The following is a 19,862-nucleotide window of genomic DNA, read 5'->3' as shown; positions in this document are numbered from 1 at the left end:
ATTACATATCATGAACTGATAAGCACATACCGTCACAATCATATCGTAATAAGAATCCACAATTTTTTAATGACTGTTTACAATCTGCATAACCTTTTTTACAAAATAATGGATTTTGAATTGTACTTAAACAAGTAACTGAACTTTGAGAAGTACAATTACAATTCGAGTTTTCTCCATCATAAAATTTGTAATTTATATAATAAAAATTTGTGATTATAAATTCTTCAGAAAAAATAGTATTTGCTTTTTCTAAAAACTGTTTTGAATAAACTGTTTTGAATATTTCCCTTGTGTCGTTATTCAAATCATCATCAAATATTGATACATTTAAATGATTTTTTAAATCAAGTATTAAACTCTTCTGTTCATCATTTAAATTGTCGTTAATTAAATTATTTATCTTATTTTCCCAAATTGAAAATTTGTCTTCCTTACTCAATAAACTATATTTCAATTTTTGAACAGAAAGATTTTTTTCATTAACTACTTCTGAAATCTTTTGAGATGAAATTTTTGACACTTCTAATTCGGAGTCTGTAGAACAAGAATTTAGTACTAAAACTATAATAATTAATGTTAAGAAACTTTTTTTCATAAAATGATTTTTTAATTAAACATAAGTACAAAACTATAAGATATCTTAATAACTCATTGTTCGAATTATGGGTAATTTTGTTTTATTTTTAAACCAATACTAAAAGTTGTATCTTTACAACTTTCAAATATAATTAAAAATGGTGAGTAAAAGTATAGGTAAAAAACTTTTTGAGTTGAGAAAACTTAAACAATGGAGACAAGAGCAAACGGCAGATTATTTATGTATATCTCGCTCTGCTTATCAACGTATAGAATCAGGAGAAGGCTTTTCATGGGCAAATAACATAGAAAAAATTTGTGAAGTGTTTGAACTTGAACCTGAAGATTTGTTTAAAGAATCAAATATAGTAATCAATAGTAATCAACAGGGTGGAAATTCTACTAACGCTTATATTATTAACCAATTATCAGACAAACTTATTGAACAATATGAACTAAGGTTAAAAGAGAAAGATGAGTTAATTGCTTTACTAAAGGAAAAAAATTAATTTTCTTTATCCGCATGAGCAAATGCTCTTTTGTTAAATACGATTAAAATCCCAACACCTGTAGAAATGGCCACATCGGCTACATTAAAAATAGCATTAAAAAAGGAAAACGGTTTTCCGCCCCAAATGGGCAGCCACTCGGGTAAGTTACCATGCCAAAAAGGGAAATACAACATATCTACCACTTCGCCATGAAACCAAGTTCCGTAAGGTTCATTAGAAAATAAAGTAGCTACTTGGTTATAACTATCGTTAAAAATAACGCCATAAAAAACAGAGTCAATAATATTGCCCACAGCGCCCGCTAAAATTAAAGCTATTGCTACTATTAAATAATTTGATGCTTTTTTACGAACCGAATCCCACAGCCACCAACCAATACCAAAAACAGCAACAATACGGAATAATGTTAAAAACAATTTACCATATTCGCCTGGAATTACCGCACCCCAAGCCATTCCTTCATTTTCGATAAAGTGAATGCGAAACCAATCTAAGCCTAAAACGTTAATAGACTCGCCAATAAAAAAATGTGTTTTAATATAAATTTTAGAAACTTGGTCGATTAGTAAAACTAAGAAAACAAGAATATAGGCTTTTTTTAACGACATTATTTAGAATTTGTGCAAAAATATAGATTTTATTCTATAAAAAAACGCCCTTTTTAGGCGTTTTTTAATTTTTTTAGAAAAGATTAACGTTGTAAGTTTTTGGCTTCAATACTCATTGTTGCATGTGGTACAACTCGTAATCGTTCTTTGCTTATTAGCTTACCTGTTACTTTACAAATACCGTAGGTTTTATTTTCAATTCGAATAAGTGCATTTTTTAAATCGCGAATAAAACGTTCTTGCCTTGTGGCTAATTGCGAATTTGCTTCTTTACTCATGGTTTCACTGCCTTCTTCAAATGCTTTAAAAGTAGGCGATGTATCGTCAGTACCATTGTTTAAATCGTTCATGTAAGCACTTTTAATCAAATCTAAATCGGCTTTCGCTTTTTCTATTTTTGTTAAAATTAAAGCTTTAAACTCTGCTAATTCAGCATCAGAATATCGTAATTTTTCTTCTACCATAATGTCATCAGTTTTAAATTAATTTTAATTTCGATCTAATGGAACTAATTACTTATTTCACATTATTTAGAAATTATTACTTTTGTTTGTAACTCATCAAATTCAATTTCCGTACCATTTTTTAGTTCCTCTACAAAAATCAGTTCATTGGTTAATGTTTCCGATTTAATGTATGCTTCGTTTGCAATTACGGCCTTTTCTATTGTGTTTTCTTTTTGTAACTGAACTTTTATTTTATCGGTAACTTCGAAACCAGAATCTTTACGGATGTTTTGAATTCTATTTACAAGCTCTCGGGCAATTCCTTCATTACGCAATTCTTCAGAAATAGTAATGTCTAGCGCTACGGTAATTCCGTTTGCATTTGCCACTAACCAGCCTGGTATATCTTGCGAAGAAATCTCTACATCTTCGAGTGTTAAATTAATACTTTTTCCGGAAATATCAAGCGTTATTGTACCGTCTTTTTCAATTTGATTAATTTGTTCTTGGTTAAAACCCTGTATTGCTTTAGAAATCAAACCCATATCTTTTCCAAATCGTGGCCCAAGTGCTTTAAAATTAGGCTTTATCTGCTTAACCAATACACCCGAAACATCTTCTAAAAGTTCAATTTCTTTAACATTAACTTCGGCTTTAATCAAATCCGAAACAGCTTGAATTTCTTGTTTAAAAACTTCGTCAAGTACTGGAATCATTATGCGTTGCAACGGTTGACGTACTTTTATCATTTCTTTTTTACGAAGCGACAATACTAATGACGAAACCGTTTGTGCTTTTAACATTCTACTTTCGAGTGATTTATTTACAAAACCCTTAATTGCTGTAGGAAAATGTGATAAATGTACACTTTCAAAATTTTCTTTTTGAGTAGCTTTGGTTAAGTCACGATACATTTGATCCATAAAGAATGGCGCAATTGGTGCAGAAAGTTTGGCTACCGTCTCTAAACACGTATAAAGCGTTTGATACGCTGCTATTTTATCAGTGCCGTATTCACCTTTCCAAAAACGTCTTCTGCATAAACGCACATACCAATTGCTTAAATTTTCTTGTACAAAATCAGAAATGGCTCTTGCTGCACGCGTAGGTTCATATTCAGCATAAGCTTCATCAACTTTTTGTATTAAAGTATGTAATTCGGATAAAATCCAACGATCAATTTCAGGACGTTCAGCTAATGGTACTTCTGCTTCGCTATAGGTAAATCCGTCAATGTTAGCATATAATGCAAAAAACGAATAGGTGTTATATAAAGTTCCAAAGAATTTACGACACTCAGCAACACCTTCAATATCAAACTTTAAGTTATCCCAAGGGTTGGCATTCGAAATCATGCTACCAACGTGTTGCATCAGCTCCATAATCGGCAAGTGTTGTAAACGGATCAACTGCATTGCCCAAACGTTTTGACATTTTTGTCGTTTTTATCTAATACCAATCCGTTAGAAACTACATTTTTATAAACAATTTGATCAAAAACTAATGTTCAATAGCATGTAAAGTATAAAACCAACCACGCGTTTGGTCAACACCCTCGGCAATAAAATCGGCTGGAAATGCTTTATTTTCTTCAATCAAATCTTTATTTTCAAACGGATAATGCCATATTGCATACGGCATAGCGCCCGAATCGAACCATACATCCAATTAAATCGCTTTCACGATCATCGGCTTGCCCGATGGAGACATAACCACAATTTCGTCAACAATGTTTTTATGTAAATCAACCAAATCGTAATTACTCTTTTTCCATCCATATTTCGAATTTGGAATCTTTCTATATGGATTTTGAGACATTGCACCATTTTTTAACTGATTTTTCAATTTCATTATACAATTCTTCTACAAGACCTATGCAGATTTCTTCTGTTTTATCTTCTGTTCTCCAAATAGGCAATGGAATTCCCCAATAACGCGAACGCGATAAATTCCAATCATTGGCATTTTTTAACCAATTTCCAAAACGTCCTTCGCCTGTAGCTTTTGGTTTCCAGTTGATGGTTTCGTTAAGGTCGAACATTCGGTCTTTTACTTCCGTGATTTTTATAAACCAAGAATCTAGTGGATAATATAAAATTGGTTTGTCGGTACGCCAACAATGTGGATAACTGTGTACATATTTTTCAACCTTAAAGGCTTTGTTTTCTTCTTTTAAACGAATAGCAATTTCAACATCAACCGATTTTTCGGGTGCTTCACCATCATTGTAATATTCATTTTTTACATATTTTCCAGCAAAATCGCCCATTTGTGCCACAAAACGACCTTGTAAATCAACCAACGGCACAGGATTCCCATTTGCATCTAACACCAACATTGGTGGTACTTCAGGTGTTGCTTCTTTTGCCACTTTTGCATCATCGGCACCAAAAGTTGGCGCAGTGTGAACGATACCTGTACCATCTTCGGTAGTAACGAAATCATGAGAGTATAAGCATTTTCAGGGTTTTGATATGCAGTGAATGGTAATAATTGCTCGTATGATGATTCCAACTAAATCAGCGCCTTTTGCTTCTGCTAAAATTTGATATGGGATTTTTGTCTTCAGATTTGTAATTTGTAAAATCATCGTTTGATTCTGCAACAAAATATTTTCCACCCAATTGTTTTCCGACTAAGTTTTTAGCCAAAATAACATTTATAGGTTCAAAGGTGTATTGATTGAATGTTTTTACTTTAAAACATAATCATTTAGGGCCAACAGTGCAACGCTGTATTAGCAACGTCCAAGATGTAAGTAGTCAAGCTAAGAAGTGTACAGTACCGAAAGCCTTGTAAAAGTTTGGCAACGAAGCGTCAATTGCTTTAAATTGTGCTACAATAGTTGTATCGGTAACATCGCGGTACGAACCGGTTGGTTTTACTTCGTGTAGGATAAACCTGTTCCTGCTTTTGGCGAATAGGGCTGAATGGTGTAACCTTTGTACATCAAATCTTTGGTGTAGATTTGTTTTAACATCACCAAACGTTCCATATATTTGGATTTGTAAGTGACATACGGATCTTCCATATCTACCCAATATACCCCATTTTTCCGGTTAGGTCGTTCCACACATCGGTATAGCGCATTACGGTACGTTTGCAGCGTTATACTCGGTTACTGAAATTTTAGTTCCGATATCTTCTTTGGTGATCCCCTGTTCTTTTCAGTACCTAATTCCAATAGCTGGAAGACCATGCGTGTCCCAACCAGCTTTACGTTTTACTTGGTAGCCTTTTTGGGTTTATAGCGACAAAAAATATCTTTAATAGCGCGTGCCAAATACGTGGTGAATACCAGGTAATCCGTTTACTGACGGTGGTCCTTCAAAAACACATGGCGTTGCACCTTCGCGTGAGGTTACGCTTTTTTCAAAAACATTGTTTTTTTTCCAAAAATCAAGTACTTCAGACGCTACGGTTGGCAAGTCAAGTCCCTTGTATTCAGTAAATTTTGCACTCATTTTTTCGTTTCTTAAATCGGATTTGCGAAAGTAGTAATTATAAGTAAAAAGGCAAAAGAGAAACGGCAAAAGTTTGCGTGAGCGGTTGTAGCGGCATCCTTTTTTGAGGTACGAAAAAAAGATATAGCGGAAGACGCGACCCGAAGGGGCACGCCCAAAATATTTTTATATTTTAACTAAAGACTTCTTTTAACACTTCGAGTGATTTTGGTTTTTTGAATCCATCGATGTTAAGCGAATAAAAATCGATTATTATTTTTAGCAAAAGTTGTCGCTGGTGTGCAGAAAACACCTTTTGTTCATCATCAAATTTAAGTTGTGTTAATTTTTTGAACAGTAGCGTTTGGTCTAAATCAAGACAACTTGGCGATGGAAAATCTACAAAAACGCCTTCGGTAAGTTCAAAATAGGGTTTATCGCTATTTTGCTGTGGATAAAAGCCTAGATATTTTGTGAGTTGCAATAAGGTAATTAAATGAAAATTGGCAACCTCATCGTGATTTTCGAGCCATAAAATTGCGGTTTCTAAAAAAATAAATAAATTTTGGTTGTTTCCTTCTTCTTTTAGAGCTGTATGCAATACTTCGGATAGAAATAGCACTATTGTTGCTTTAAAAATATTTTGATGAATAGCGTGTTGTGGATGTGCTAATTTTATTTCTTTAAATCGTTCTAGTGTGCCTTTGTTTTTGTGGTTGGCTTCAATTTCTAAAAGGTTTAACGGTTGAAAAAAAGCATTTTTTTGTTGGTTTTTTTTGCCTGTAAACGCATTGGCAACAAAGTATGATTTGACACCATCGGTATGGGTTAGGCATTTTACGATGAGGCTTTTTTCTTGATATTTTATAGCCGAAAGAACAATGGCTTTGGTTTTAATGAGCATTTAACGAATTATCATTATTTTTTTTACCGTAGTATCTGTACCATCTTGAGTAGCCGCAAAAACCATATAAACCCCCGAAGCTACTTGATGTGAACCAAAAGCCGTTCCGTTCCATTCTATTGTGCCACCTGCCGATGTGGTTTCGTACACTAAATTTCCTTCGATATCGGTAATTTTTACATTTGCTTTATCGGTTAAGCCTGAAATTTTAATTGTTCCTGTGTAATTTGGTCGAACGGGATTTGGATACACATATACTTCAGACAAATCGTTACTTGGTTTTGTAGAAACGCCTAAAAACGACACCATTCCTTTGTCGGTTGCAAAATATACTTCGCCTGTAACACCATCTATTTCGATATCGTTAACGTTATTGCTTGGTAGTGGCGAATTTTTCTTTGTAAAGTTATAGATTGTTTGTTGTCCGTTTGCCGAGACCAAAAAGACACCACCATTATCTATGGCTACCCATTTTCGGTTTGCACCATCAACTGCAATATCTACAACTGTTTGTTCATAAAATAATTCTTGCGCTAAATCGCCTTCTTGTATTACAATATTGGAAACTGTAAGTTCGTTTTGCTGTAAAAATTGATTAACGCTTGATAATATTCGTAATCCTGCGTTTGTGCCTATCCATAACTGGTCGTTGTTATCTACTGCTACACAAAATGCGTTAGATGCGTCTAAACCATCGTCTGCAGTAATTGTAAGTGTTTTATTGTTTTGTGTGTCATTAAAGGCAACAACGCCATTACCTCTAGTGGGTAGCCACTTTGTGTTATTTTTATCGATTGCCATAGGGGCAAAACGACCGCTTGTAATATAATCGCCTATATTGTACGATTGCCATTGTCCGTTGCTTCGCAACACTTTTACAGCTAAATCGGTTCCTCTATTAGTTACCCATAAATTACCCATTTTGTCGAAAGCGGGACTGTTTATTCTAATATCGGTAGAAGAAGTGCTTAATGATTCTAAGCCATTTGTTCCTGTATTGGTATCATCGTACAATAAAATTGATTCTTCATCAATCTTTACTAATCCAGAAAAATAGGAGCTAATAAAAACTTCATTAGGATTGTTTGGGTTAAAAGCAATATCGGACAAGCTTTTTGCTCCTAACAAGTCGGCATAAGGAATACTACTCCAACCTTCTGCTGTGGTGTAATAACTTACTGGTAACTCGTCTAGAGGGTATGGATTATAATCGAATGTATAGTTGCCATAAACTGTCCACAATTTATTTGGTGCTTTTCTTACTCTAAATATATAATTTTGATACGGTCCGTTTGGTGTAAGGTTTTCAAAATTGAATGGATTTGACAAATCGGTAGTAAAAAGTCCTTCGGTAGTTGTGCCTATATAAATTTTATCGCCTACTACTGTAGCTGCCGAAAATGTTACATCGTAATCTGGAATTGATGTTATATAAGCCAATTGAATAAACGATTGGTTTAGTACAAAAACTCGATTGGGTGTCGTTATTATCAGGTCTAATTGGTTTGTTTTTAATGTTTTGGCTTGTTCAATTGTGTTTAAAATTTGTACAAATGAACTTCCGTTATAACGATATAAACCTGCTCCACTATTTTGTGCTATTAACTGATTATTATACGTAATAATATTCGACCAACTTCCGCTATCAAAAGTTTGCCATTGGCTATAATCATATAAAAAAGGATTGCTTAAATCGCCTTTTCGAATACCATAGTTTTGGGTTACCGCATAAATTTCGTTGTTTAAAACCGTTGTTGCAAATACTTTAGTTTCTTGTCCTGCTGTGCCTATAAAATAGGTTGTTCCAAACTCTAATGTTGTTAAATTAAATTCTGAAATTCCATAATCGGTAGCAATATAAATTTTATTGTTGTATTCGTAAAGATGGTTGATTCGTTTTTTATTTGGTGCAACAGGAACTTCTTCAATAATATCGACTTTATTTATTGTTGTTCCATCTGGATTGGCTATTAACAAAAGGCCGTTTGTGTTTCCTACAATAATTTTTTGATGGGTTTCGGAAACGTGAATACAAGTAATTTCTTCGGGTTTAAAACCGTTTATTGAGTTTATAAAATTAAAATCTTGTTGGTTACTATTATTAAAAAAAACACTATTTACTGTAGCGGCATAAATTTGGTTTGATGTTTGGGCTACATCTACAATTTCGTTATAGGAATAATAACTTTTCCACAACTGGTTGTTTTGCGAAAAGCTAAAAATGGAAAACAATACTAAAACGAAACGAAATTTCATAAATGCTATTTTATACAAATATAGTACAAACGAAAAAAAGTGTTTTTTATTTGTATAATTATATGAAAAATATTTTGAAGATTGTTGTTGTTTTTAAGAATTGCACTAACACCACATTTGGAATACTGCCACTCTTAAAGCTGGATTTTGGTTTTATTTTTTAAAGCACAAGCGTGACGCTTGCGCCAGCCTAGGGGAGCAGGGTTTTTATTATACTTTGCAAAAAAGCATAGGTTCTATTTAATATCTGTATCATCTTTAAGGTTTTCAAATAATGTTTTGCCACTAAAATATTCATAAGCAGTTTTACTTAAAAATAAGTTGCGCTTATCCCAAATCCTATTGGACCAAAAAAGCAACTGCCCCCAAATATTGTGTCTACCGAAGCATCCAAACTACTTATTATACCTAATGTTTTTAAATATAACCAGTAAAATGACAAGCAAATCATTAAAAACGAAGCAAAATATATAAAAAACACAAAAATATTCCCCTTTTCTAATATCACTAATTTCTTTTACTTTATTATTTTCTAAAATTTCATCATATTTTTATTACTCAAATAATAAAAAATTAATAAAACTAAAATAATTCCAAATAATATAACAATTAAATGAAAAGAATTATTTTAAAAAAATAAGAAATATCAAATAAAACACCTAAAAATCCAATCAGTGAAATAACACATTGAAAATAATTAAAGCTAAAATACCAATAATTGTTTCAGCAATTGGCTTTTTATTACCTACAAATTCTTAAATTTATATATCACATGAAAATAATTTATCTAAAAATTTCATATCAATCAATTTTACCGTAGCTCCCAAAACTAGCGCGAGCATCTTGCTCGTGCCATTCAATTCAAAATCAATTTCTAAAACTTTTAATCATTGTTTCCTATTTTTTTGCCACTACTATATTTCCAATCTATTGGATTATTTAATAAAATAGCATTGTAAAAACGCAAAGTTACAGGTATATCAACTTTATTACTTGTTGGTGAACCAGTTAAAACGGGAATACCATCACTATGCCTACTCCTTCCGGTTGATATCATTGGAAGTTCCCAAAGCTAGCGCGAGCATCTTTCGAGTAACAAAACAAAAATATAGAAAATAAACAGAAAAAGTCGCCAAATTGGCGACTTTGTCAGTAGAGCTCCCCCTCTTGGGCTCGAACCAAGGACCCTCTGATTAACAGTCAGATGCTCTAACCAACTGAGCTAAGGAGGAATAACCGTATAGGTTTTTATGTTTTGCAAAAAAGTTGCTCCCCCTCTTGGGCTCGAACCAAGGACCCTCTGATTAACAGTCAGATGCTCTAACCAACTGAGCTAAGGAGGAAGTTGTTTTCCTTTTTTGCGAGTGCAAATATAAAGTGAAAAATTATATTCGCAAACAATTTATACTTTTTTATTTAAAAAACTTATCTATAACAAGTTCATAAATGTCTTTTCCAAAGGTTAAGACCATTAAAGTTAGTAAAATAATCATTCCAAAAGTTTGCACTTTTTCCATTGCTTTTACGCTTAGTGTTTTCCCTGTAATCATTTCTACAATAGTAAAAAGGGCATGTCCACCATCTAAACCTGGTATTGGTAGCAAATTCATAAAAGCTAATGCTATTGAAAAGAACGCTGTAAAATTCCATATAAATTCCCAGTCCCAAGCATCGGGCAACATACGAGCAATTCCTACAGGGCTTTTAACTTGCTTGTAAGCACCTGTTGACGGACGTAATATTAATTTAAAGCTTTTTACATTATAAACTAATAAATTCCACGATTCTTTTATGGCTGCGGGAATGGCTTCGCCAATGCTCATTTTTTGAGTAATAGCAAAGTCTGTTTTTATTTTTTGAGGAATTCGAAAACCTAACATTCCTGTTGAATCAACTTTTGCTTTAACATTAACAACCTGATTGTTTCTGTAAACAGAAAGTGCAATACTGTCGTTTTTATGGTGCGTCATTTCGCTTGTTAATTCATCAAAGTAAACTGCTTTTTTACCGTTTACAGAAAGAATAGAATCGCCTATTTGTAGTCCCGCTTTTTGAGCTTGAGAGTTTAAAAAAACAGAATCAATAGCTTTATTAAGTGTTCTTGGCTGAATAAAATCGCGCCCTTCTTTACTTATAATTTCTTTAATTTGTTCATCGGTTAAATTCAAGGTAACAATCTCTCCATTTCTATCAACTTTTACTTCGTGGCTAAACAAAATATCCATTGCCATTCTACCAAAATTTTCTTGAAATTTACCATCTACCGAAACAATTTTGTCGCCATCTTGAAAACCTACTGCTTTTCCTACTTCGCCAAAAGCCAAACCGTTTTGTTGTAAAACTTCGGTAGCTACATATTTTTTACCCACAGTAGTGTACATTACCGTGTAAATTAGCCACGCTAATAAAATATTTACAATAATTCCGCCTAGCATTATTATTAAGCGTTGCCAAGCAGGTTTTGCTCGAAACTCCCAAGGTTGTGGTTCTTGTTGCATTTGTTCGGTATCCATGCTTTCATCAATCATTCCCGAAAGTTTTACATAACCGCCAAGCGGCAACCAGCCAATTCCCCATTCGGTTTCGCCGATTTTTTTCTTAACCAAAGAAAAACCAGCGTCCATAAACAAGTAAAATTTTTCTACGCGTACTTTAAACCATTTTGCTGTTATATAATGTCCAAATTCGTGAAGAATTACTAAAACCGATAGTATAAAAAGAATTTGTGCTACTTGTATCATTTTAATATGAATTATTTTTTTGAAACGACAAAAGTAAGGCTTTCGCCTTACTTTTTAGCATATTTTTAAACGGAAACTATTTTTTTATAAAATTTTTATGAATTATTCCGTTTGAAGATTCTATTTGAATATGATATGAACCACTACTTAAACTTGCTGTAGAGAAATTATCAGTAGTTTTTGTAAGAACTAACTGCCCCAAATTATTAAATATCGAAACGTTGTTTAATGTAACATCTAATGGCATTTTTATTTGTAAAACATCTTCCACAGGATTTGGATACAAACTAATGGTTTGATCAAATTCAAAAGAATTAGCACTTAAATTAGCGGTATTATTATTAGAAACAATATGTTTGTTGGGATCAAAAATTACTCCAGTTGCTACAAAAGGAACTGAAACTATAAATTCTTGTCCGTTATACGTATTATTAACTACTACATCGTGTGTGTTATTTAAAGCATCGGTTAAGCGAATTTCAAGAGGCATTTCAAAATAACTTACCGAAGCATGTGATTGCGTTTGGGTTACCGTAATTTTAACTTGCCCTACTCCCCAGTTTTGAGCTGTAATGGTATAACTAGGATACCCCTGATTGTATAACCAATCGTTAAAAAATTCGGTTAAACTACTACCGTATGCCGCCTCTAAATGCGGAATTAAATCGTTTGTAACAGCGTAAGCATAAGCTAAATTTGTATCGGCTAAATAATTTTGAACACCTTGAAAAAAAGCAGTATCGCCCATTTTCCAACGCAACATATGTACCACCATAGAACCTTTATTGTAGGTTAAACGTCCGCTAAAAATACGATTAACATTTTCTGCTTCTGCATCGGTTAAATAAACAGCTCCATTAGGTTGCGAGGTAATATTGTTAATTTTTGAATTTTTCCAAGCAACAAAACTTGTAGCTCCATCGAAATTTTCGACTACTAAGCCTGCTAAATACTCGGCAAAACCTTCATTTAACCAAATATCTTTCCAAGTGCCGCAAGTAATTTTATCGCCAAACCATTGATGGGCTAATTCGTGTGCTATTAAACCTCTACTCCAACCACCCATAAACGAAACTGTTGTGTGTTCCATACCACCGCCCCAACCAAACTGTGCATGCCCATATTTCTCGTTTTTAAAAGGATACGGTTCAAATAAAGTTTCAAATAAATTCATAATAGAAGGTGTTACTGCACAACTTGCCTGCGCCGATGTGTAATTTTCTGGGTAAAAGTAATTTACAATAGGAAAAGTTGTGGTTGTACCCGCTGTTTGTGTATAAATTTGATAATTGGTTACAGCGATAGCAATTAAATAGGCTGGAATAGGATAGCTGTGATGAAAATGCGTCGTTTTAGTTCCATTTCCGTTATCAATTGCTGATTGTTCCATTCCATTTGAAACCGCTTGATAAACCGTAGGTGTTGTTAAATAAACATCAATTGTATTTATTTTGTCGTTCAAATCTTGTTTGCAAGGCCACCAATCGCGTGCACCAAAAGGCTCCGAAAGTGTCCACATTACAGGAGTTCCAGCATGAGTACTTGTGGCAAAAGAACCAAAACCATTGGCAGGTGGTGCGCCTGCATAGGTTATAGCTAAGGTGGCACTACTTCCACTTGTAATCGTACTTAAAAATGTAATAACTAATTCGTTTGATGCTGGTTGAGTAAACGATAAACTATTCCCGTTCATCATTACATTTGATACCGTTAAAGCATTATCTAAATCAAAAGTTATAGTATTCATGTCTTCAAGTGCTGTAAATGTAGTAGTAACAGTGCCCGAAATATAATAAAATGAAGGGTCAACTAATAAATCTAATTCATGATAGGTTACATCGTAGTTTAATGTATTTGGATTAACTTGAAAATTCTGAATTGACGCCGCCGATTTCATTTCGGATTCAATTATTCTTTCTAATTCATTTACTTCTTCTTGTGCAAAAGACAACAAATTAAGTAAAAGAAAAGATAACACGTATATTTTTTTCATAACCATAAATTTTTAGCTAATTTATAAAAAATCAATTTCTTACTCTTTTTTTTCTTTTGTTTTTAATCAAAATTAAGGAATGATTATGCGTTTAAGAATCAATTTTCGTTAAATTTGCCACTTAATTTTACAAAATTATGTTACAGATAGCTTACATTAGAGAAAACAAAGAAGAAGTTATAAAACGATTAGCTAAAAAAAATTTAGAGGCAACGAGTGTAATTAACTTAGCAATTGATTTAGATGAAAAAAGACGCGCAACACAAGTAGAGCTCGATGCTATACTAGCAGAATCGAATAAGCTATCGAAAGAAATAGGCGAATTAATGCGCAATGGTGAAAAAGCCAAAGCCGAAATTTTAAAAGAAAAAACAGCACAACATAAAGAAAAAAGCAAAGAACTTACCGAAGTTTTAAATGAAACTTCAAATTCTTTACAAGAAGAACTTTATAAGTTGCCAAACCTTCCTGCAGAAATTGTTCCTGTAGGAAAAACTGCAGACGACAACCTAAACGTTTTTGAAGAAGGCGAAATTCCTACTTTATTTGACGGTGCTTTACCACATTGGGAATTAGCAAAAAAATACGACATTATCGATTTTGATTTGGGTGCGAAAATTACAGGTGCTGGCTTTCCCGTTTACAAAGGAAAAGGTGCCAAGTTACAACGAGCTTTAATTTCTTATTTTTTAGATAAAAATACAGCCGCAGGTTACCAAGAAATGCAAGTGCCGCATTTGGTAAACGAAGCATCAGGTTTTGGAACAGGACAATTGCCCGATAAAGAAGGACAAATGTACCACGTTACCGAAGATAATTTATATTTAATTCCTACAGCGGAAGTTCCTGTTACCAATATTTTTAGAGATGTTCTTTTAAGCGAAAGCGATTTACCTATTCTTTGTACAGGCTACACACCTTGTTTTCGCAGAGAAGCTGGTTCTTATGGTGCACACGTGCGTGGATTAAACCGTTTGCATCAGTTTGATAAAGTAGAAATTGTACGAATTGAACATCCTGAAAAATCGTATGAAGCACTAGATGGAATGGTAGAACACGTAAAAGATATTATGCGCGAATTAAAACTGCCGTACCGTATTTTACGTCTTTGCGGTGGCGACATGAGTTTTGCTTCGGCATTAACTTACGATTTTGAAGTATATTCTACTGCGCAAGAACGATGGTTAGAAATTTCATCGGTATCAAATTTTGAAACTTTTCAAGCCAATCGCTTAAAATTACGTTTTAAAGATAAAGAAGGTAAAAACCAATTAGCACATACTTTAAACGGAAGTTCATTAGCCTTGCCAAGAGTTTTAGCAGGTATTTTAGAAAATTATCAAACGCCAGAAGGTATTGTAATTCCAGAAGTACTACAACCTTATACGGGTTTTAAAATAATAGATTAATTATAAAACTTACTTAAATAATGCACTACTTTAATACAAATGTGTTAATTTAGTGCATTCTATTTTTAGGAAATTTTGTGCAAATGAAAAAAATAGTTATCTTAATAATACTAATGCTTCAAACATTTATGTTTGCTCAAGATCCTATTTTAGCTTTTAATTATGTTGAAAGTGGCGAATATGAAAAAGCCGTAACACTTTTAGAAGAAGAATATAAAATAAACAAACAAACTATAATTTTTGATAAATTGCTCGAATGCTACCAACAACTCGAAAATTACGAAAAAGCATTACAGTTAATTTCTGATAGAAGAAATTTTCAAAAATCGCCACATCTTACAATTGAAGAAGGGTATATTTACCAACTTCAAAACAATACCGCTGAAGCCGAAAAAAAATACAATGCTGTTTTAGCATATATAGACGAAAACCCTACTTATGCTTACACTATTGGTAGTAATTTTGAAAAAAAATCGCTTTTAGAATGGGCAATGACAGCTTACACAAAAGGGCAAGAAATTAATCCAGAATTAAATTTCGATTTTCAAATTGCGCTTCTAAACGGACAAATGGGCAACCTACCAGAAATGGTAAACAAACTGCTCGATTATGCGTATGCAAAACCCGAACGAAGTATAACCGTAAAAAATTATTTTACTAGCTTTTTAGTAAACGACGCTACCGAATCGTTTTCAAACGATTTGCGAAAAAGTTTAATTTTACGCGTACAAAAAACACCCGATGTGTTTTGGAACCAATTTTTAAGTTGGTACTATGTACAACAAAAAGATTACGGAAAAGCGTTTGTTCAAGAAAAAGCTGTTTTTAAGCGAAATCCAGAATCGTTAACCGATATTATTTCGCTGGGTTATATGGCAATTGCCGATGAACAATACGATGCCGCAAAATCGGTTTTTCAATTTGTTATAGAAAATACTACCGATAAAAACACTCAATTTTCTGCCGATTATTTCTTAATAAAAATGGAAATAGACGAAAGCACGCCTAAAGATTACGCAACTATAAAAACAAACTTAGAAACCTTATTAGATAAATACAATAAAAACGAAACAAGTGTTGATTTGTATATTTTAGCAGCTCATTTTAACTGTTTCAATTTAAAAAATCCCGCAAAAGCAACTTCTTTACTCGAAAACCTACTAGAAACGTCCTTAAGTGCTCGGCAAAAAGCTAAAATAAAGTTAGAATTAGCCGATATCCTTTTATATAACGAAAAATTTAATCAGGCTATTTTATACTACGCCCAAGTAGAAGATGCCATGAAAAATGATGAAATGGCACACGAAGCCAGCATGAAAATGGCAAAAGCTAATTATTTTAAAACCGATTTTGAATGGGCTTTAAAACAAGTAAAAGTTTTAAAACAATCGGCAAGTTTTTTAATCGCAAACGATGCACTTGAACTATTTTTATTAATTAACGACAATAGCGCAGAAGATAGTTTACAAGTAGCACTAACTGCTTTTTCTAAAGCCGACTTAAAACTGTATCAAAATAAAACCGATAATGCTTTACAAGATTTTTTAACCGTTTTAACAACTTTTAAAGGCGATAAAATTGAAGAAGTTGCCTTAATGCGAATAGGAACTATTTACGAAAAACAAAAAGAATATAGCCAAGCTATTTTATACTACGAAAAACTTTTAAACGAACATTCTGAAAGTATATACCAAGACGATGCACTTTTTAAATCAGCAGAATTGTACCGTAAATTTTTAGACAACCCAGAAAAAGCAAAAACACTTTACGAAAAAATAATTTTTAATCATCAAGATAGCCTTTATTTTACCGAAGCCAGAAAGCAATACCGAATACTTCGTGGCGACACTACTATTTAAGTGTTTTTTAAAGTTTATAATTCAAATTTATGATAATCTACAACGTAACACTTACTATTGATAATTCCATTCACGACAAATGGCTCGATTGGATGAAGAAAAAACACATAAACGATGTGCTAGCAACTGGGCAATTTATTAGTGCGCGACTAGTAAAAGTTTTAGTCGATGAAGAAATGGGTGGTACAACTTATTCGGTTCAATATTTGGCCGCATCAAAAGAGCATTTAGAAAACTACTATGCTAATTATGCTAAAAAATTGCGCGATGAAGGCTTGGCCCTATTCGCCGATAAAATGCTAGCTTTTAGAACCGAATTAGAAGTTTTAGCTGAGTTTTATCACGAAAGTAACTAAAAAATGTCAGTAAAAGCAAAAAAACACCTAGGGCAACATTTTTTAACCGATGAAAATATTGCCAAAAAAATAGCCGATAGTTTAACCCTTAATGGCTATAAAAAAGTATTGGAAATTGGTCCAGGAATGGGTGTTTTAACCAAATATTTACTTGAAAAACCAATTGAAACTTTCGTTATTGAAATCGATACCGAATCGGTCGAATATCTCGAAGCTCATTATTTAAAATTAAGGGGAAATATTATTTCAAAAGACTTTTTAAAATACAATTTAAATGAAATTTTTAACAATGAAGCGTTCGCAATAATTGGCAATTTTCCATATAATATTTCGTCGCAAATTGTATTTAAAACATTAGAAATGCGAAATCAAATTCCTGAGTTTTCAGGAATGTTTCAAAAAGAAGTAGCCGAACGCATTTGCGAAAAACCAGGAAGTAAAACCTACGGTATATTATCGGTTTTAACACAAGCATTTTATCATGCCGAATATTTATTTACCGTTTCCGAAACCGTTTTTAATCCACCACCAAAGGTAAAATCGGGTGTTTTACGATTAATTCGAAAAGAAAATTACACCTTGCCTTGTAACGAAAAAATGTTTTTTTCGGTAGTAAAGCAAGCCTTTAATCAACGTAGAAAAACACTTCGTAACAGCTTAAAAAGTTACATACATTCCGATAGTTTAAAAGAAGATAGTATCTTTGACCTTCGTCCCGAACAACTTTCGGTTGAACAATTTGTAGAACTTACTCAAAAAATAGAAGCCAATGGAGTTCAAAATCAGTAAAGAGCTAATTCACGATTTACAAAATCTTATTCAAGAAAATAAAGAGCAAGAAGTTTTGCACTTACTTGAAGATATGCACTTTGCCGATGTAGCCGAAATTATGGAAGAACTTTCCGACGAAGAGGCTATTTACGTTTTTAACACTTTAAATTCTGAAAAAACCGCCGAGATTTTATTAGAATTAGAAGATGAAACTCGAATAAAAATTCTAAAACAATTGTCGCCTGCCGAAATTGCAGACGAGTTAGATGAGCTAGATACCGACGATGCAGCCGATATTATTGCCGAACTTCCGCAACATAAAAAAGAAGAAGTAATATCGGAACTAGAAGACGTAGAACACGCAAAAGATATTGTTGATTTATTGCGCTACGAAGAAGGAACTGCAGGTAGTTTAATGGCAAAAGAATTGGTAAAAGTTAACGAAAACTGGAACGTGCTTACTTGTGTAAAAGAAATGCGTGCCCAAGCCGAAAACGTTACGCGTGTTCATTCTATTTATGTGGTTGATAACGAAAACCGATTAAAAGGGCGATTGTCGTTAAAAGATTTACTTACAACATCTACTAAAACACCCATTAGCGAAGTTTATATTCCAAAGGTAGATTATGTAAAAGCCAATACTAAAGATGTAGAAGTGGCGCGTATTATGCAAAAATACGACTTAGAAGCTATTCCTGTAGTAGATGAACTCGGTCGATTAGTGGGGCGCATTACCATTGATGATATTGTAGATGTAATTAAAGAAGAAGCCGATAAAGATTACCAGTTAGCAGCGGGTATTTCGCAAGATGTAGAAGCCGATGACAGTATTTTAGAACTTACCAAAGCACGATTACCGTGGCTAGTTTTAGCGTTATTGGGCGGATTTGTAGCGGTAAAAATTGCTAGCGGCTTTCAAGATGCTATGAATTTATATCCTGTTTTGTTTTTCTTTACACCACTTATTGCCGCTATGGCTGGAAACGTTGGTGTACAATCGTCGGCTATTATTGTGCAAGGTTTAGCTAACAATACCATTAGTGGATCATTGTGGAACCGATTAGTAAAAGAAATTAGCTTAACACTTTTAAACGGATTGCTATTGGCTATTATTCTAATTATTGGGAGTCATTTTATAATAGGCGTTAGTTGGGAAATAGGCATAACCGTAGCCGTTTCTTTAGTAACCGTTATTGTAATTGCTGCATTAATAGGAACATTTGTGCCTATTGCTTTAAATAAATACGGAATTGACCCTGCACTTGCAACCGGCCCATTTATTACTACAAGTAACGATATTTTTGGTATTTTAATTTACTTTACCATTGCTAAATTAATATTGGGGTTTTAAAAATTTTATACAACGAAATATATCTTTTAATTTTTTGTCAATTGATAACTGTTTTCTATTCATATAAATTCAAATTAATAAAAATAATAATTCTATCATTTGTATTGTTATTCGTTTCATGTAAAACTCAAGTAGTTTATAGTAACAAATATGACCAACTAAGTCATGAAATTGAAAAAATTTCTAATTTAAAATATTTAGCAGAAGACAGGAAAACAAAAAAAATATTTCGTCAAAGAAATATAGAGTTAAGAAAGGACATGTTTAAAAAAAATGAGTACTTAATTGATGTTAATGGAGTTGATTTTTTGCTAATTGAGACTTATGACAATGAGTATCACATAATGACAAATTATTTAATTATAAATGAGGAAAAACTTTATTATAAAAAGAATAGCTCTTTTTATAATTTAATAGAAGAAGATTATAATGAAGATAAACAAATGGATATTGAGTTTTGCATAGATATGATTTTACAAAATAATTTAGATAATTTGTATAAAGAAAACTATGATTGTGTTCAAAAAACAAATATTTATATAATTTCGAATGACTTAAAAATTAAAAAGAGTATTCATTTAGGCTGTATTTCATGGGTACCGGAAGGTTTTTCTAATAAATAAAAACGGTTCAC

Annotated in this window: 19 protein-coding genes, 2 tRNA genes and 1 pseudogene; 7 read left to right on the top strand and 15 right to left on the bottom strand. The window is 32.8% G+C overall.

Going from position 1 to position 19,862, the window contains the following annotated elements; genetic code table 11:
• Nucleotide 1: 1 nt before the first annotated feature.
• Nucleotides 2-598 carry a bacteriocin fulvocin C-related protein gene (locus R2808_RS02115; RefSeq protein ID WP_371269285.1) on the bottom strand — a complete coding sequence of 199 codons (597 nt, stop codon included), beginning with the start codon at nucleotides 596-598 and terminating at the stop codon, nucleotides 2-4.
• A 139-nt stretch (nucleotides 599-737) separates the two neighbouring features.
• On the opposite strand from R2808_RS02115, the gene R2808_RS02110 reads away from it, so the two are divergent.
• Entirely contained in the window at nucleotides 738-1,088 is a 351-nt protein-coding gene (locus R2808_RS02110) for a helix-turn-helix domain-containing protein (RefSeq protein WP_371269284.1), read from the top strand.
• Here R2808_RS02110 and R2808_RS02105 read toward each other — a convergent pair.
• From R2808_RS02105 to R2808_RS02040, 14 genes and pseudogenes are all read right to left on the bottom strand, one after another.
• Nucleotides 1,085-1,699 (bottom strand): lipoprotein signal peptidase, encoded by a 615-nt coding sequence (locus tag R2808_RS02105; protein ID WP_371269283.1) that lies wholly within the window; start codon nucleotides 1,697-1,699, stop codon nucleotides 1,085-1,087. The two genes, R2808_RS02110 and R2808_RS02105, sit on opposite strands and share 4 nt — an antisense overlap.
• Before the next feature lie 83 nt (nucleotides 1,700-1,782).
• Complete coding sequence (locus tag R2808_RS02100; protein WP_371269282.1) at nucleotides 1,783-2,163, bottom strand: TraR/DksA family transcriptional regulator; 381 nt, start codon at nucleotides 2,161-2,163, stop codon at nucleotides 1,783-1,785.
• A gap of 62 nt (nucleotides 2,164-2,225) precedes the next feature.
• Nucleotides 2,226-3,527: a DUF5915 domain-containing protein gene (locus R2808_RS02095; protein ID WP_371269281.1), complete on the bottom strand. Its 1,302-nt coding sequence runs from the start codon at nucleotides 3,525-3,527 to the stop codon at nucleotides 2,226-2,228.
• Nucleotides 3,502-3,786 (bottom strand): annotated as a pseudogene (locus R2808_RS02090) (class I tRNA ligase family protein). The gene R2808_RS02095 and the pseudogene R2808_RS02090 overlap by 26 nt, the downstream one beginning before the upstream one ends.
• A 157-nt stretch (nucleotides 3,787-3,943) precedes the next feature.
• The gene (locus R2808_RS02085; RefSeq protein WP_371269280.1) at nucleotides 3,944-4,516 is read right to left on the bottom strand and encodes a class I tRNA ligase family protein; all 573 of its coding nucleotides are present in this window, start codon (nucleotides 4,514-4,516) and stop codon (nucleotides 3,944-3,946) included.
• Between the two features lie 510 nt (nucleotides 4,517-5,026).
• A complete protein-coding gene (locus R2808_RS02080) occupies nucleotides 5,027-5,140 on the bottom strand; it encodes a hypothetical protein (RefSeq protein WP_371269279.1) in 114 nt (37 codons plus the stop codon).
• Nucleotides 5,141-5,411: 271 nt separating this feature from the next.
• Nucleotides 5,412-5,609 carry a hypothetical protein gene (locus tag R2808_RS02075; protein WP_371269278.1) on the bottom strand — a complete coding sequence of 66 codons (198 nt, stop codon included), beginning with the start codon at nucleotides 5,607-5,609 and terminating at the stop codon, nucleotides 5,412-5,414.
• Between the two features lie 172 nt (nucleotides 5,610-5,781).
• Nucleotides 5,782-6,492, bottom strand: coding sequence for a DNA repair protein RecO (gene recO, locus R2808_RS02070; protein ID WP_371269277.1), 711 nt, complete (start codon nucleotides 6,490-6,492; stop codon nucleotides 5,782-5,784).
• Nucleotides 6,493-8,748, bottom strand: a complete 2,256-nt coding sequence (locus tag R2808_RS02065; RefSeq protein ID WP_371269276.1) for a T9SS type A sorting domain-containing protein — start codon at nucleotides 8,746-8,748, stop codon at nucleotides 6,493-6,495.
• Nucleotides 8,749-9,631: 883 nt separating this feature from the next.
• Nucleotides 9,632-9,805 (bottom strand): hypothetical protein, encoded by a 174-nt coding sequence (locus tag R2808_RS02060; RefSeq protein ID WP_371269275.1) that lies wholly within the window; start codon nucleotides 9,803-9,805, stop codon nucleotides 9,632-9,634.
• A 101-nt stretch (nucleotides 9,806-9,906) separates the two neighbouring features.
• A tRNA-Asn gene (locus R2808_RS02055) sits at nucleotides 9,907-9,980 on the bottom strand.
• Nucleotides 9,981-10,017: 37 nt separating this feature from the next.
• Nucleotides 10,018-10,091: transfer RNA gene (locus tag R2808_RS02050), tRNA-Asn, on the bottom strand.
• A gap of 69 nt (nucleotides 10,092-10,160) precedes the next feature.
• Nucleotides 10,161-11,489, bottom strand: coding sequence for an RIP metalloprotease RseP (gene rseP / locus R2808_RS02045; protein WP_371269274.1), 1,329 nt, complete (start codon nucleotides 11,487-11,489; stop codon nucleotides 10,161-10,163).
• Nucleotides 11,490-11,565: 76 nt separating this feature from the next.
• A complete protein-coding gene (locus tag R2808_RS02040; protein WP_371269273.1) occupies nucleotides 11,566-13,482 on the bottom strand; it encodes a M1 family aminopeptidase in 1,917 nt (638 codons plus the stop codon).
• Between the two features lie 137 nt (nucleotides 13,483-13,619).
• On the opposite strand from R2808_RS02040, the gene serS reads away from it, so the two are divergent.
• The 6 genes from serS (at nucleotide 13,620) to R2808_RS02010 (ending at nucleotide 19,851) form a co-directional block, all read left to right on the top strand.
• The gene (gene serS, locus R2808_RS02035; protein ID WP_371269272.1) at nucleotides 13,620-14,891 is read left to right on the top strand and encodes a serine--tRNA ligase; all 1,272 of its coding nucleotides are present in this window, start codon (nucleotides 13,620-13,622) and stop codon (nucleotides 14,889-14,891) included.
• 83 nt (nucleotides 14,892-14,974) lie between these two features.
• Nucleotides 14,975-16,750: a tetratricopeptide repeat protein gene (locus R2808_RS02030; RefSeq protein WP_371269271.1), complete on the top strand. Its 1,776-nt coding sequence runs from the start codon at nucleotides 14,975-14,977 to the stop codon at nucleotides 16,748-16,750.
• 29 nt (nucleotides 16,751-16,779) lie between these two features.
• Nucleotides 16,780-17,106, top strand: coding sequence for a DUF4286 family protein (locus R2808_RS02025; protein ID WP_371269270.1), 327 nt, complete (start codon nucleotides 16,780-16,782; stop codon nucleotides 17,104-17,106).
• A gap of 3 nt (nucleotides 17,107-17,109) precedes the next feature.
• Complete coding sequence (rsmA, locus tag R2808_RS02020) at nucleotides 17,110-17,895, top strand: 16S rRNA (adenine(1518)-N(6)/adenine(1519)-N(6))-dimethyltransferase RsmA (protein ID WP_371269269.1); 786 nt, start codon at nucleotides 17,110-17,112, stop codon at nucleotides 17,893-17,895.
• Entirely contained in the window at nucleotides 17,876-19,228 is a 1,353-nt protein-coding gene (mgtE, locus tag R2808_RS02015) for a magnesium transporter (RefSeq protein ID WP_371269268.1), read from the top strand. Before rsmA ends, mgtE begins: the two co-directional genes overlap by 20 nt.
• A gap of 41 nt (nucleotides 19,229-19,269) precedes the next feature.
• A complete protein-coding gene (locus R2808_RS02010) occupies nucleotides 19,270-19,851 on the top strand; it encodes a hypothetical protein (protein ID WP_371269267.1) in 582 nt (193 codons plus the stop codon).
• Nucleotides 19,852-19,862 lie beyond the last annotated feature (11 nt).

This window comes from Flavobacterium sp. (assembly GCF_041392005.1).
GTDB lineage: Bacteria > Bacteroidota > Bacteroidia > Flavobacteriales > Flavobacteriaceae > Flavobacterium.
The sequence above is the reverse complement of the archived record's forward strand: the minus strand, read 5'-3'. Positions and strand labels throughout refer to the sequence as shown.